Raw genomic sequence first — 14,564 nt, 5'->3', positions numbered from 1 at the left:
CATGCTGAGTTCGCAAGGCCGCCTCCCGTGAGCGTCATCGCGGCGGTCCATTGCGAACTCGCAGCCAATCGTTACCCGCAATCTGAGATCACGGCGGCGTTTGCAGACGTGGTCTCGCCATCAGGTGAGCACCGACCACTTATCGAGCGGATACACCGAGCTACGAGCATCGAATATCGCAATCTGGCACTTCCTCTGGAGGCCTATGCGCAGTTGGCTGGCTTCGGCGAGGCCAATGACGCCTTCATTCGCGTTGCTTTGGAGGTCGGGCAGGCCGCAATCGATGGAGCACTGCTCGAGGCAGGGCTGTCAGCAAGCGACATCGACCTTGTGATGTCCACATCGGTCACTGGCATTGCTACTCCCTCCCTAGATGCGCGGTTGGTGTCTCGTGTTGGATTTCGGCCTGATATCAAGCGCTTGCCAATCTTCGGCCTCGGCTGTGTTGCTGGCGCTTCGGGTATTGCTCGGATGCACGACTATCTATTGGGACATCCAGACGAGATTGCCTTGTTGCTCTCTGTGGAACTGTGTTCGCTCACAGTGCAACGCGACGACTATTCAATGCCGAATGTCGTAGCAAGTGGCTTGTTCGGCGACGGTGCGGCCGCAGTCATTTTGGTTGGTTCGAATCGGGCAGCCAGTCTTGGACTGACCGGCCCGCGGGTGCTCGCCTCGCAGAGTCGGCTATATCCCGATACCGAACGAACGATGGGCTGGGATATCAGTGAGCATGGTTTTCGCATTGTTCTGTCAGCTGGAGTTGGTGACGTCATAAGCCAGTACCTCCGTGAGGATGTTGACAGCTTTCTCTCAAGGCATGATTTGAAGATTGACGATGTCTCGCGCTGGGTGAGTCACCCCGGCGGACCACGCGTCTTGCGAGCAATGGAATCGACATTGGGTTTGCATTCAGGAGAACTCGATGTCACTTGGCGTTCATTGGCGGCCATCGGCAATCTGTCGTCCGCTTCAGTCCTGCATGTACTGCGCGACACCATGCAGGGCACTGGGATGGATAAGCCCCCTGCTGGAACGCCTGGAGTTGTCATGGCCATGGGGCCGGGCTTCTGCGCTGAGTTAGTGCTGCTCGAATGGTGAGCCAATGATCGGCTACTGGGCCTTCACGGTGCTGATCGTGCTCGTGGCTATTGAACGGGTCGTTGAACTTCGAGTCTCCAAGTGCAATCTCGACTGGAGTTTTGCGCACGGCGGGATTGAATTTGGTCGAACGCACTACCCGTTCATGGTTGTGCTCCACGCGTTTCTGCTCGCTGGTTCCTTGATTGAGGTGTGGGTCTGGCAGAAGCCCCTGGTCGCTGCTCTGTCATGGAGCATGTTCGTCGTAGTGATCGCAGCACAGGGCTTGCGCTGGTGGTGTATAAGGACATTGGGCCAGCGCTGGAACACTCTTGTAGTCGTCATCCCGGGGCTTCCTCGGGTGACCGCTGGTCCCTATCGACTTATCAGTCATCCGAATTACGTGGCAGTCGTGATCGAGGGGATCGCTCTTCCGCTCGTTGGATTCGCTTGGGTGACGGCATTGATCTTCACTCTGCTCAACTTGCCACTGCTATATGTGCGATTACGAGTTGAGAATCAGGCGCTTGCGTCGTTGCCTGCGGCCGCGATGTGAACGACGTTCTTGTCGCTGGCGCTGGCCCTGTTGGACTTGCTGTGGCGATAGCGGCCGCACAAGCCGGGCTTCAGGTGCAAGTCGTCGACCCGCGCACCACTCCGATTGACAAGGCTTGTGGCGAAGGTTTGATGCCAGAGGCATTGGATCGACTTGCTCGACTCGGGATTGATCCAGAAGGTAGAGATTTCACGGGCATTCGCTATATCGCTCCGGGTCACGCTGCTCTCGCCCATTTTTCGTCCGGCCCGGGCAGGGGAGTGCGCCGAACGGTCTTGCAAGCCCAGATGCAAGCGCGCGCAGAGCAACTTGGCGTGTGCTTCGCCAAAGGAAGAATCACCGAGCTTGTCCAGGGCTCCGATTCAGTGGAAGTTCAAGGCTTCTCCGCTCGGTACTTGGTCGGAGCTGATGGTCTGCATTCGCAAGTCCGCTCTGCTCTGCACATTCCGACAACAACCGGGCCGAGGCATCGCTTCGGTATTCGACAGCATTTCGCCGTCCAGCCATGGGCTGATGTGGTGGAGGTCTACTGGTTACCTGACGCCGAGCTCTACGTCACGCCTATTGATGACAGCACCGTGGGAGTTGCGGTGCTCGGCGCTGCGCCTCTCGATCTTGACGATGCGATTGCGCGCGTACCTGCGCTCGCTTGGCGTCTGAATCTGGCTGCCCGCGTGAGCTCCCCGCGTGGCGCCGGGCCGATGCACGTGCACGTTGCGCAAAAGCGTGTAGGCCGGGCACTACTCGTTGGCGATGCAAGCGGTTATGTCGATGCACTCACTGGTGAGGGTCTGCGCGTTGGCTTCGCGCAAGCGCACGCTGCCGTGGCATGCATCGTGGCGAACGAACTTGGCGGCTACGAACGAGAGTGGAAGCGCATCACGCGTTCCTATCGAATACTGACGTCGTCGCTCCTCTTAGCAGCGCGGAATAAACGAATGCGAGGAACCATCGTTCCTGTTGCACAAATGTTGCCGCGAATGTTTTCGCAGATTGTGAACCTCCTATGAACTACCGAATCGCATTGCGTGACTGTGGTTCGATAGCCAGATGACTTCCAATTTTGTAATCGTCGGGGGCGGCTTGGCAGGAGCCAAGGCCGCTGAAGCTCTACGGGCCAGTGGCTTCGATGGCGGCATCACCATTCTGAGCAAAGAGTCGCATCTTCCATACGAGCGCCCGCCGCTCTCCAAGGGCTATTTGATGGGCAGGGACTCGCGCGAGAGCGTCTTCGTTCACCCAATGGAGTGGTACGCAGAAAACGAAGTTGAGCTGAAGCGGGAGTCAGAGGTCGTGGGAGTCGATGCGCAAGCCCACATCGTCACCTTGAGCGATGGCTCGACGCAGTTGTATGACAAATTACTGATCGCCACTGGTTCGATCCCGCGCAAACTGAGTATCCCGGGTGCCGATCTAGCAGGAGTGTTCTACCTGCGGGAGATTGATGACAGCGAGGCCATCAAGTCTGCCTTCTCCTTGTCCAAGAGCGTGATTGTCATCGGTGCTGGCTGGATTGGTTTGGAGACTGCCGCTGCGGCGAGGGCTGCCGGGCTTGATGTCACCATCCTCGAAGCCGCGTCGCTGCCCCTCGTGCGCATTCTTGGCGAACAAGTGGCTCAGGTCTTCGCAGATTTACACCGCAAGAATGGTGTTGACCTCCGTCTGGAAGTCAGTGTGGACGAGATCCTTGGTCGCCAGGGCCGAGTGACTGGTGTGCGTCTAGGTGATGGCAGTGAGATCTCCGCCGACATGGTCATCGTTGGCGTGGGCATCTTGCCGGACACTGCACTTGCTGAATCTGCTGGCCTTGACACCGACAATGGGATCCTCGTAGATGAGCACTTACGTACCAGCGACGCCGACATTTTTGCTGCAGGCGATGTTGCCAACGCGTTCAATCCACGTATTGGCTCGCATATTCGCGTGGAGCATTGGGCTAACGCTTTGAACATGCCGGCCGTGGCTGCGCTGGGAATGATGGGGCAAGAGGCCAGCTACGATCGGCTCCCGTATTTCTACAGCGATCAATACGACCTTGGGCTTGAATACGTCGGCTACACGGCGCCTGGCGAATTTGACGAAGTGGTGATCCGCGGCGATTTGGATAGCGGTGCCTTCATCGCCTTCTGGCTGCGCGAGGGTCGAATCCAGGCTGGCATGAACGTCAATATCTGGGATGTCGTTGATCCGATTCGCGAACTCATCCAACGGGGCACTCCCGTGGATTCCGCCGCGCTGAGTGACGAGCAGGTGGAACTGGACTCTCTGTAGTCAGCACGGAGATCATTTGGCACTATCAGCAGAGCCGGGCATACGCAATGAGGGGGAGAACGTGAACCAAGCTCAATTCGAGAAAATGAAGACGGGCAAGGGATTCATCGCGGCGCTTGATCAAAGCGGTGGCAGTACTCCTAAGGCACTATTGCTCTACGGGCTGGATTCCTCTGCATATTCCAATGACACTGAGATGTACGACTGCATCCATCAGATGCGCAGCCGCATCATCGCCAGTCCAGCGTTCAACGGCGATCGAATTCTTGGCGCGATCCTGTTTGAAATGACGATGGATCGACAGATCGACGGCCGAGGTACCGCTGAGTACCTATGGAACGACAAGCAGGTCGTGCCATTTCTCAAGGTCGACAAGGGTCTGGCGGACGCCGCCGATGGCGTGCAGTTGATGAAGGCCATACCCGATCTTGATCCCCTGCTCGAGCGCGCAGTGGTTCACGGAGTCTTTGGCACGAAGACGCGATCGGTGATCAAACTCGCCAACGACTCGGGCATCGAGGCGATCGTGACCCAGCAGTTCGAGGTCGGAGCACAGATCCTGCGCGCCGGGCTGATTCCGATCATCGAACCAGAGATCGACATTCACAGCACGGAAAAAAGTGCTGCCGAAGACAAACTTCTTGGTGCACTGACTCAAGCGTTGGATGCGCTTTCTGCAGATCAATTCGTCATGCTCAAGTTGACTCTTCCTGATGAGGATGGCTTCTACACCTCTCTGGTGAATCACCCACGTGTGCTGCGATTGGTGGCACTGTCCGGTGGTTACTCGCGTGAAGAGGCCGACACCCGCCTTTCGAACAACCATGGCGTTATAGCCAGTTTCTCGCGGGCATTGACTGAGGGACTTTCTGCCCAACAGAGCGAGGCCGAGTTCGACTCGGCCCTGGATTCTGCGATTGCCAGCATTTACGCGGCCTCGATCACTTAGGCACTAAGCGATTTGCAATCATCTTGGCGAGCTTGGCTGAAGGCTGAGTTTCGCCTGTCGCGTAGAAGCCGAGAAACAGCGAGGGTTCGACCATTTCGAGTTCAAGGACAACTGGATCGCCGTGCTCGTCATCAACCAGATCCACGCGCGCATAGAGCCATCCCGAAGGAGCGCATTGCAAGGCAGCCGTAGCCACAAGCAGTTGATCCGGCCGAGCCTGCGTTCTGGAAATTCGTTCGCGCAGAAACAGTTCGCGTTCGAACAGCTGCGAAGGCTGATCCAAGATCAGCAGTGCGGCTTTGCTCACGGCATGCGAAAACTGGCCGTCGAAGAAGATCATTGCTGTCTCGGCGCTGACATCGACGCTAGGGAAGTACGGCTGAATCATCGCCACTCGATTCATGGAGTGCAGGGCTTGCACTGCACGGTTGCCGGATTCGGCGCTTGTGCTGCTGAGTCGAACTGTGTCGCGGGACCCTGCTGAGATTGTTGGCTTTACCACGAACTCGCCGGATGGGAATGTCCAGGACTGACCGGGCGCTACGAATACCGTTGGCACGATCGGCACTCCGCCTTGTTCCAGGTCCCGCAGGTAGCCCTTTTCTGAACTCCACGTTACGACCGCGAGCGGGTTTGCCAGTTCCGTCACTGATTCCACACTCTTGGCCCAGGCCAGAAACTCCGAACGATGCTTTGTGTAGTCCCACGTGGACCTGATGAGCACCATGTCGTATTGCTCCCAGGAAACCGCAGGGTCATTCCAGACGGTGACACTTGGGTCAAGCCCGGCGGCTCGAAGAGGCTCCAGCAGATGTCGGTCATCAATATCGAGTTCGGGATACGCAGCACACGTGGCTAGTGCGATCTTTGGATTGACCGTCATGTGCGGATTACTGCGCCTCAGGAAGGTTGAATTGAACGCGCGCGTCTGCTGGCACCAGGTCCAGGAAGGTCTCTGGGTTGTCGGCAATGACGCGCAAGGCATATGGGCAGAACGGCAGCACTTGCAAGCCGCGTTCACGAGCCGATTCCAAGGCGAAGATGATCAATTGCTTGGCCAGACCTCTTCCGGCGAATTCGGGGGAGGTTTCGGTGTGCGTCAGCGAGATGCGATCCCCTTCGATCGTGTACTCGGCCAAGCCCGCACGTACTGCTGAGTTATCGCGAATTTCCACGCCCATGACTGCCTCCTCGATCTCAGTTGCGCGCGATTTGCTTGAACATTCATCTAATAGTTGACCACGACGCATATGGCTCACGAGGCCGTCCTGCGAAGGAGTCCACCATGACCACCATTCTTTCGCCAGGCCCATACCGCCTACGACTTTGCTCCCGACTTGGTGAGTGACGCCGAACTGGAGGAGAGTTACAACCTCGTTCGTCACGCACCGACCGCGATGAATTCCCAGCCCTTGCGCATCACCTACCTGCGATCCGATCAAGGCATGGCGTGCTTGCCGCCCTCATTCTTCCCACGGATTCCGTCAGCGCGATGGCTGCAGCTGGCATCGGCTCAACAGCCGCGGCGATGCTGAGGTTGCCCGCAACTGCCGCCTTGCTGGGTGCGGTGCTGATCGGTGGCGCCGGTGGGGCAATCGCTCCCTTTGCAATTATCGGGGCAGTGATCGGTTACCTCATTCGGGTGTCAGTGGATGCAAAGATGAACAAGGTCGCCTCTGGTCTTGGCGACAGCCCGCAGGAGCAGGTGACAAGCTCGTAAGTCGGGCTGCCGTTGGTCAACCGCGGTGATGTTCGATGACACCATGAAACTCCGGCCCCTTGGTCTCATTGGGCCCTACGTGAACTTGCACTTCATCAATGCGAGCAATGCCGTGCAGCAGCTCGTGTTCAGCTTCATGAGCAATGTCATGTGCGGCAATCAGGCTGAGATTTGGGTCAGCGGAGATTGCGATCTCAACGTGCAGTCGATGGCCAACCCAGCGCATCTGGACTTTGTCGATGCCAACGATGCCCGGCGTCTTGGAAAGTGCGGCCTCAACTTCGTCGATCAGTTCAGGGTCCGTGGCGTCCATCAATCTTCGGTAGATATCGCGCATGGCCTGCCACAGAACGATCAGAATTGCAAAGGTCACAAGCAGGCCGACAATCGGGTCGGCCGCTGGGAAGCCGATGAGTACTCCAAATGCGCCGATCACAACAGCCAGCGACGTGATTGCGTCGGTACGGGCGTGCAATCCATCGGCCACCAGCGCAGCTGAGCCAATGCGACGCCCCACGCGAATTCGATAGATCGCCACCAACTCGTTGCCAGCGAAGCCGATGATTCCCGCGGCCATGACGGCTCCAAGGTAGGAGACCTCCTGGGGATTCAACAAGCGTCTGAGTGATTCGTAGCCAGCGACCCCTGCCGAAAGGGCGATCATGAGGATGATGAAAATGCCCGCGAGATCCTCAGCCCTTCCGAAGCCGTAGGTGTAGCGGCGGGTAGCGGGGCGGCGGCTCAATGAGAAGGCAATCCACAGGGGGATGGCGGTCAGTGCATCAGAAAGATTGTGGATGGCGTCGGCCAACAATGCGACGGAACTCGTGAGGACAACGACTGTTGCTTGAACTGCCGATGTGATGAGCAGTGCCAGCAAGCTGAGCTTTACCGCGCGAATGCCCGCGGCACTGGATTCAAGCGCGCTGTCAAAGGAATCTGCTGTGTCGTGGCTATGCGCAATGAAGATGCTGCCGATTCTTGCGAGGATCGAATTGGGGTGCTCGTGGTCGTGATTGTGGTCGTGCGATTCGACGTGATCCTCATGTTCGGCGGGCTCATCGACCATGTTCGCCACTCTATTGGCTACAGAACGTTGACGGCCCGAGCCAGCACTAGTGCTACCAAGACCAACGAGATGAGCGATTCGACAATCATGCAGAGCTTTGGCCAATGCCGAATGGCGGCAACGTCAGTGGGACTGAACGCCAAAGCCGTGTTGAACGACAGAGCTAAGTAGTCAACGAATTTTGGATACCACCCCTGCGCAAGCAATGTTGGGATGTTCTGTTCGGGAAAGATGAATGCCGGATGCGTGGGCAATTCGTCGCGTGCTCGTGCCGCGGGACCTCCCGAATCCAAATGCCAATACCAGAGTGCAAAAGCGATGACGTTGATCGTCCAGATCGCCCCGCCAATGGTCAGGAGTTGCGCTGGTGTGGCGAAGTCTGCATGTTGCAATATGCCCAATACCAGCCGGCCCGCGGACATGATGGTCAGCCCAGTGATCAGTGCAATAAGCACTCCGCTCACGATTCTCAGCCAGCGGTGCTCATTGTCCATTCGGCCGGGATCGCCGATGACCAAGACGAGCAGCATCACCAGAAGCAGCGCGCAGTACGCGTAGTGAAGTGCATTGGAAAGTCGGAACTCCTCCGGCACAATCAGCACGAGTCCACCAACTGCCAACACAGCTAGGGCCATCGGCAGGCGGCGTTCGCCCAACTCTCGAGGCTCCTGCGTCTCCTGAGTCACTCCACGACTCTACGAGTGTTCGCCGCCAACAGGCTTACGACTCACATGCAAATCAATAGGGTTCGACACGATCCGTTCGGGAACAAAAGGAGCTTGCATGTCCGCTCGAAGTACTGCCGTCGGAGCGGCTTCCGGATTGGTGTTGCTCACCCTCGGCGCCGGTCAATTTCTCATGACTCTGGACAGTTCTGTGATGAACGTTTCAATGGCCACTGTCGCAAGCGATCTCAATACGCCGATTACTGGTATTCAAACGGCCATCACGATGTACACCCTCGTCATGGCAACGCTCATGATCACCGGCGGCAAGATCGGCAGCAATATCGGACGTCGCAGCCTTTGCCATCGGCTGCGTCATTTATGCCATCGGCTCCTTCGTCACTGGCCTTGCGCAGAATCTCGCGACCCTGCTCCTCGGCTGGTCTCTGCTCGAAGGCGTCGGTGCTGCCCTCATCATGCCTGCGATCGTTGCCTTGGTTGCGAGAAATTTCCAGGCTCAGGATCGACCGCGCGCGTACGGGCTCATTGCTGCAGCGGGCGCCATCGCCGTGGCTCTTGGTCCTTTGATCGGGGGGCAGCCACCACCTATTTGTCATGGCGTTGGGTCTTCTTCGGTGAGAGTTTCATCGTGGCGATCATCTTGCTGCTGTCTCGGCGGGTTTCAGATGCCGCGGTTGAAACCAAGAAGCCCCTCGATTTCGTCGGTACTGCGCTCTCGATTGCCGGACTCGGTCTGGCCGTCTATGGCGTGCTGCGCACCAGCGAATGGGGATGGATCAACCCGAAAGTCGGCGGACCCTCAATCGCAGGGATTTCGCCTAGTTTCTGGCTTATCGTCGTGGGCTCCTTCATCGTCTGGCTGTTCTTCCAGTGGGAGCAAAGGGTGCTTGCCGCAGGCAAGGAGCCATTGGTTCGTGCGGATATCTTTGGCTCGCGCCAATTCAGTGGCGGGCTGATCATGTTCTTCTTCCAATTTCTGCTGCAATCGGGAGTCTTCTTCGTCATCCCGTTGTTCTTGTCTGTGGTCCTGGAACTATCGGCAATGGAGACTGGCGTTCGACTCATGCCGCTCTCGATTGCCCTGCTCCTTGCAGCAGTTGGCGTTCCGAAGCTTTGGCCACATGCGTCTCCACGCCGGGTGGTGCGCATCGGGGTGTTGCTGATGCTCCTTGGCATCTTGGCGCTGCTATCGGGAATCGATATCGACGCCACTGCTGCGGTCGTCTCGGTTCCCTTGGCACTGATGGCGCTCGGCATGGGTTCGCTCGCCTCGCAGTTGGGCAGCGTGACAGTCTCGGCTGTATCCGATAACCGCAGCGGAGAAGTCGGCGGTATTCAGAACACGGCCACGAATTTAGGAGTCTCACTTGGAACGGCGCTTGCTGGATCGGTGCTCATCGCAGTCTTGACCGGTTCTCTGATTGCTGGGATTCAATCAAATGAACAAGTGCCGGAAAGCATTCAGCAGCAGGCCGGAGTCGAACTCGCCAGCGGCGTGCCTTTCCTTTCCGACACGGCTTTGAATGCCGCGATGCTGGAGGCAGGTGCGAGCCCAGAAGTCACTGATGCCGTGGTGATGGAGAATGAGGAGGCCAGAGTGCAAGGTCTTGATGCCGCACTCGGCTTACTTGCATTGTTCGCGGTGGCGTCCTTGCTATTCACCTCTCGCATTCCGGAAGCGCAGCCAGGGACCGCCGAGACTAAGCCTGTGGCTGCGTAGTCGCTTCGCCCTGCGTGAACCGCTCACGCATCAGATCGGCTTCGGCCATCAGACTCTGCTGCACTGAATCATTCTCATTCAAGGAGTTCGCCAGGCTTCCGTCGTCGAGTGCCGCCTTGAAGGCATCGAAGTCGGTGTCCACCTGTGCGGCATACCGCTCTGAGAATGCGACCATCGATTGGTCGAAGACGTCGCTCGTTCCCAGGTACGAAGCAATCTTGATCGAATCACCCGTGCGGGCATGCCCGCGAGCAAGGGTCTTGCCACAGATCTGCGCGTATCCGGCGAGAGTTCGCGGCGTCAGAGTCGAAATCTCTGGTGACCATTTCATGTCGCGCAGTTGGCGCACGTAGAAATGCCGGCCGGCTGGCCCGACAAGCCAGCCAAGAAAGACATCGCTTGCCGCTTGCATCATTCGTTGGCCTGCAACAACCCGATGGCCTTCGTCTTTGTAGCGAGAGTGAGCCGAATACGGCTCGAGCACGCTCCTCACCGCCTCCTTCACCTGCAATACGAGCAGGTCCTCAGGATCGCGGCCTTGCAGCAACACCACGAACGCGCGCAGCCCAACGCTGCCAACGCCGACAACCTTGTGGGCGAAATCGACTATGTGATATTTGCGCAGCAACTCTCGGCGGTCATCGAGGAGGGTCATTCGGTATTGCTCGAAGATGCCGTCGATGACTTCCCACATCACGCCATCCATCGGCAGGCGCACCAGCAGGGGCGGATCGTCGACAAACTGGCGAACCCCGTCCGCCTGGATGGTGAGCTTGTTGATTGCTGACCAACGATCTCTGCTGCGGGCCTTGGCCAGATTCCGATCCATGTTCTTGGCTGCCTTGTTCCCGCCTTCGGTTTGCGCGAGATTGAGGAGAAATTCAGCATCGACGCGCGAGTACCACATATCGAGGTCGTTCATCGATGCGTACTGCGCCATCGCCAAGCGATATGAGGCTGCCGCCGTAAGCGTGGCCAATTGGCGGTCAGTGCTACTGAATTGGTTGTCCGTGGCTGCGATGTAGAAGGAGGCGACCATCCGCGCGACATCCCAGTCAAACGCACCTGGATGAGTCTCGTCGAAGTCATTGATGTCGAACAGCATCGAACGATCTGGGCTTGCGAAAACCCCGAAATTCGACAAATGGGCATCACCACACAACTGGGTAGTGAGCCCGGAGCTGGGATAGGTGCCGAGGTCATAAGCCATGACAGCAGCTGTGCCGCGATAGAAGGTGAATGGGCTCACGGCCATTCGTGCGTGCCGGATTGGCACCAACTCCTGCACTCGCACTGCTTCTTGCTCGCGCAGCATTTCCACGGGGTCGGGACGATCCGCAGCAACTTCCCAATTGCCCATCGTGCTGCGCGGGTGCTCCTTGCGGGCGCGTTTGCCGGCCTCGACTCGTTCGGCCACAGATTCCTTGCGAACGTGCGTGGTCAAAGCGATGTCGCTGCGCTCCGTCATGTCGGCAATTATGGCCTTTTGTGGAGGAGCCCGGCTCAGTTCATGGGGTCGGCTGCGCTCGCACATGTGACCAGTGCATGATTTGGCCATGCGTATTGCGAATGACATTACAGAGTTGATCGGCAACACCCCACTTGTGAAGATCCGAAACATCACTGATGGGGCCGGCGCCACCGTTGCTGCGAAGTTGGAGTTCTTCAACCCAGCAAACTCAGTGAAGGACCGCATCGGGCTTTCGATGATCGATGCTGCTCAAGCTGCTGGGCTGATTGGGCCGGACACTGTCGTGGTTGAGCCGACCAGTGGCAACACTGGCATCGCACTTGCGATGGTGTGCGCCGCGCGTGGAATCAAGATCGTGTTGACGATGCCCGAGACCATGAGCATGGAGCGGCGCATGGTGTTGCGTGGTTATGGGGCCGAGTTGATCCTCACTCCAGGACCAGAAGGCATGGGGGGCGCGATCGCCAAGGCCAAGGAGTTGGCTGATTCAGATCCCAAGTACTTCATGCCACAGCAGTTCCAGAATCCGGCAAACCCGGCTATCCATCGGGCCACTACGGCAGAGGAAATCTGGAACGATACCGAAGGACAGGTGGACATCTTGATTTCCGGAGTCGGCACCGGCGGCACGGTGACGGGTGTGGGCCAGGTGCTCAAGGAACGCAAGCCGGGAGTCCAGATCATTGCCGTCGAGCCTGCTGCCTCGCCGGTTCTCTCCGGTGGGCAGAAGGGCCCCCACCCCATTCAGGGCATCGGTGCCGGATTCATCCCCGATGTTCTCGATACCACGGTGTACGACGAGGTCGTCCAGGTCACAGCCGACGATGCAATGGCCACTGCCAGACGTTCTGCCACAGAAGAGGGCCTGCTAGTCGGTATCTCTTCCGGAGCTGCTCTATGGGCGGCGATCGAAGTTGCCAAGCGTCCAGAGAATGACGGCAAGTTGATCGTGGTCGTCATCCCAGACTTCGGCGAGCGCTATCTCTCTACCGCCCTGTTCGCCGGGCTGGGCGACTGACGGTCCTTGTGGCGCGCCTTCCCCGGGGAATCAAGGCATTCATTGAGCAGGCTCGTGAAGATGTCCAATCGGTGCTTGATCGAGATCCCGCAGCCCGTTCGGCTGCCGAAGTAGCACTGCTGTATCCCGGCGTTCATGCGGTGTGGGCGCATCGAGTGAGCAGCCATCTCTGGAATGCCGGCGCCTACCTACCTGCGCGAGCGGTATCGCAGGCGGCACGCGCACTCACCGGAGTTGAGATCCATCCCGGCGCCAGCTTGGGTCCTCGGGTGTTCATCGACCACGGGGCAGGGGTGGTCATCGGTGAGACGGCAATCGTTGGTGCTGATGTGACGATCTATCACGGAGTCACTCTGGGTGGCACCAGTTTGAATGTTGGCAAGCGGCATCCAACGGTGGGTGATCGCGTCACTATCGGCGCTGGCGCCAAAATCCTGGGTGATATTGAGGTGGGCTCAGATTCGCGCATCGGAGCCAATGCTGTGCTCGTTCGATCAGTGGATCCGGACTCAGTAGTTGTTGGAGTTCCAGGCCAAGTAGTGGCGCGCGCCGGGGTGCACACCGCTCGACCAAGCTTTGACGCTCAGGATCGCAATGCGCCGGACCCAGTTGGCAGCGCTGTGCAGGATCTGCTCGGTCGGGTGCAAAACCTGGAGACCGAAATCCACGGGCACGCTGCTCCAGACGGTATCTATCGGCCAGTCGATGGAGTCTGGGAATCCACTGACTTCTCGATCTGATCCTTGGTGTGAGTCTGAATATGAGGCTCGATCGGATGAACCTCTTCGGGCTCGGCCTCGACCTTGTATTTTGCGGCGACTCTCTTGAACACCACAAACATCGGAAGTCCGAGAATCATGAGGGCGGCTGCCGCAATGAGGAAGACCGCTTGGTACCCGAATTGGACAGCGATCACGCCGCCAAGGGCTGGTCCTAGCTGAGAGGAAAGCGCCTGGACGCTTTGGTACAGCCCGAACATTGAGCTCAGGGCTGCGGCCGTGACCACGGTGGGCAGGAGCGAGACAGCGCTGGTCGTCAGCAGCCCTTGGAACAGTGACATGCAGATCGCGAACAGCGCGAGTGCAAGAACCGTATTGACGAATGCCATCGGAATGAGGAAGACGGCAATCCCGATGGCGCCAATCAACAGCATGCGCTGATGGCCGGCACGGGAGATCAAGCGGCCCGCATAGACGGCAGCAATCGCGCTGGCCGCAGACATGCCGAAGAAGATCCAGCCAATGATGACTGTGCCGCCGTGTTCTGGATCTGGCAGTAGAGTCAGGATGTACGTCGGTAGCACGGGTTGAACCATGGGTGCCGCAAAACTCAGCAGCAGCACGAGCATGAGAGCGGCCCAGGCCAACGGGGATTTCAACACAGTGCGAAGGCCGAGAGTGCCTGACCCGGGCTTGGCCGCCAGAGCTCGGGTGGGCTCCTTGATCATGAAGACGGTGACGAGCGCGCCAGAGAACATCAGGATTCCGGCAACGATGAAGGTTGGGCGATAGCCGAAAGCAGCGATGAACACTGCGGCGATGACCGGGCCAAGGGCAATCCCACCCAGGGTTGCTCCCTGGAACTGGCCCAGCGCCTTCGGAAGTCGAGTAGCCGGGGTGCCGGCGGCAATGAGGGCCATGGCGGCAGCCGGGGCGCCAGCCATGATTCCAATAAAGGTGCGGATGGCCACCACCTGCCAGATGCTGGTGGCAAAGCCAAACAAGGTCAGCCCTATTGCGCCGCCGAAACAGGCGCGGATGAGCATGGGCTTGCGTCCGTATCGGTCACCGAGTATTCCCCAGATCGGCCCTGAGACGAAGGAGCCAAGCCCGCCAAGAGCGGTGGCAATGCCTGCCCAAAGGGCGGCCTGTTGGCCGGTCAAGGATGAATCAAGCTGATTCAGGTACAGGGGAAGGAAGGGAATTGTGAAGGAGAATGTGATGCAGAGCAGGAACACCGCGAACATGGAAGCGTAGTTATTGCGCTGCCATCCCGGTGCGCCCTCGTCTTCCATGGATTCCCCT

The 14,564-nt window shown here is 58.4% G+C and carries 14 protein-coding genes and 1 pseudogene; 9 read left to right on the top strand and 6 right to left on the bottom strand.

The genetic code is table 11. The features are described from left to right. Positions 1–27 precede the first annotated feature (27 nt). The 5 genes from Q7L55_08310 to Q7L55_08290 all read left to right on the top strand — a co-directional run bounded on the left by Q7L55_08310 (position 28) and on the right by Q7L55_08290 (position 4,856). Positions 28–1,101: a type III polyketide synthase gene (locus Q7L55_08310; protein ID MDO8732557.1), complete on the top strand. Its 1,074-nt coding sequence runs from the start codon at positions 28–30 to the stop codon at positions 1,099–1,101. Between the two features lie 4 nt (positions 1,102–1,105). Continuing rightward, the gene (locus Q7L55_08305) at positions 1,106–1,636 is read left to right on the top strand and encodes an isoprenylcysteine carboxylmethyltransferase family protein (protein MDO8732556.1); all 531 of its coding nucleotides are present in this window, start codon (positions 1,106–1,108) and stop codon (positions 1,634–1,636) included. Continuing rightward, on the top strand, positions 1,633–2,646 hold the full coding sequence (locus Q7L55_08300; GenBank protein MDO8732555.1) for an NAD(P)/FAD-dependent oxidoreductase: 1,014 nt from the start codon (positions 1,633–1,635) through the stop codon (positions 2,644–2,646). The genes Q7L55_08305 and Q7L55_08300 overlap by 4 nt, the downstream gene beginning before the upstream one ends. 40 nt (positions 2,647–2,686) lie before the next feature. Continuing rightward, the gene (locus tag Q7L55_08295) at positions 2,687–3,907 is read left to right on the top strand and encodes an FAD-dependent oxidoreductase (GenBank protein ID MDO8732554.1); all 1,221 of its coding nucleotides are present in this window, start codon (positions 2,687–2,689) and stop codon (positions 3,905–3,907) included. A gap of 61 nt (positions 3,908–3,968) precedes the next feature. Next, positions 3,969–4,856, top strand: a complete 888-nt coding sequence (locus Q7L55_08290) for a fructose bisphosphate aldolase (GenBank protein MDO8732553.1) — start codon at positions 3,969–3,971, stop codon at positions 4,854–4,856. Here the strand turns inward: Q7L55_08290 and Q7L55_08285 are convergent. Both Q7L55_08285 and Q7L55_08280 read right to left on the bottom strand, forming a co-directional pair. After that, positions 4,849–5,739, bottom strand: a complete 891-nt coding sequence (locus Q7L55_08285) for a hypothetical protein (GenBank protein MDO8732552.1) — start codon at positions 5,737–5,739, stop codon at positions 4,849–4,851. The two genes, Q7L55_08290 and Q7L55_08285, sit on opposite strands and share 8 nt — an antisense overlap. 7 nt (positions 5,740–5,746) lie before the next feature. Then, entirely contained in the window at positions 5,747–6,037 is a 291-nt protein-coding gene (locus Q7L55_08280; GenBank protein MDO8732551.1) for a GNAT family N-acetyltransferase, read from the bottom strand. A gap of 269 nt (positions 6,038–6,306) precedes the next feature. Here Q7L55_08280 and Q7L55_08275 point away from each other — a divergent pair, with 269 nt between their 5' ends. After that, positions 6,307–6,576: a hypothetical protein gene (locus Q7L55_08275; GenBank protein MDO8732550.1), complete on the top strand. Its 270-nt coding sequence runs from the start codon at positions 6,307–6,309 to the stop codon at positions 6,574–6,576. Between the two features lie 16 nt (positions 6,577–6,592). Here Q7L55_08275 and Q7L55_08270 read toward each other — a convergent pair whose 3' ends face one another. Continuing rightward, positions 6,593–7,645, bottom strand: coding sequence for a cation diffusion facilitator family transporter (locus Q7L55_08270; protein ID MDO8732549.1), 1,053 nt, complete (start codon positions 7,643–7,645; stop codon positions 6,593–6,595). Positions 7,646–7,662: 17 nt separating this feature from the next. Continuing rightward, positions 7,663–8,331 (bottom strand): hypothetical protein, encoded by a 669-nt coding sequence (locus Q7L55_08265; protein MDO8732548.1) that lies wholly within the window; start codon positions 8,329–8,331, stop codon positions 7,663–7,665. Positions 8,332–8,428: 97 nt separating this feature from the next. Here Q7L55_08265 and Q7L55_08260 point away from each other — a divergent pair. Next, a pseudogene (locus tag Q7L55_08260) lies at positions 8,429–10,051 on the top strand (MFS transporter). Here Q7L55_08260 and Q7L55_08255 read toward each other — a convergent pair. Continuing rightward, positions 10,032–11,519 carry a DUF2252 domain-containing protein gene (locus tag Q7L55_08255; protein ID MDO8732547.1) on the bottom strand — a complete coding sequence of 496 codons (1,488 nt, stop codon included), beginning with the start codon at positions 11,517–11,519 and terminating at the stop codon, positions 10,032–10,034. The pseudogene Q7L55_08260 and the gene Q7L55_08255 sit on opposite strands and share 20 nt — an antisense overlap. Before the next feature lie 88 nt (positions 11,520–11,607). Between Q7L55_08255 and cysK the strand changes: the two genes are divergently transcribed. Then, positions 11,608–12,540 carry a cysteine synthase A gene (gene cysK, locus Q7L55_08250; protein ID MDO8732546.1) on the top strand — a complete coding sequence of 311 codons (933 nt, stop codon included), beginning with the start codon at positions 11,608–11,610 and terminating at the stop codon, positions 12,538–12,540. Between the two features lie 8 nt (positions 12,541–12,548). After that, positions 12,549–13,280: a serine O-acetyltransferase gene (gene cysE, locus Q7L55_08245; GenBank protein MDO8732545.1), complete on the top strand. Its 732-nt coding sequence runs from the start codon at positions 12,549–12,551 to the stop codon at positions 13,278–13,280. Here the strand turns inward: cysE and Q7L55_08240 are convergent. Continuing rightward, positions 13,232–14,554 (bottom strand): MFS transporter, encoded by a 1,323-nt coding sequence (locus Q7L55_08240; protein MDO8732544.1) that lies wholly within the window; start codon positions 14,552–14,554, stop codon positions 13,232–13,234. The two genes, cysE and Q7L55_08240, sit on opposite strands and share 49 nt — an antisense overlap. Between the last annotated feature and the right edge of the window lie 10 nt (positions 14,555–14,564).

This window comes from Actinomycetota bacterium (assembly GCA_030650795.1).
GTDB lineage: Bacteria > Actinomycetota > Actinomycetes > S36-B12 > S36-B12 > UBA11398.
The sequence above is the reverse complement of the archived record's forward strand: the minus strand, read 5'-3'. Positions and strand labels throughout refer to the sequence as shown.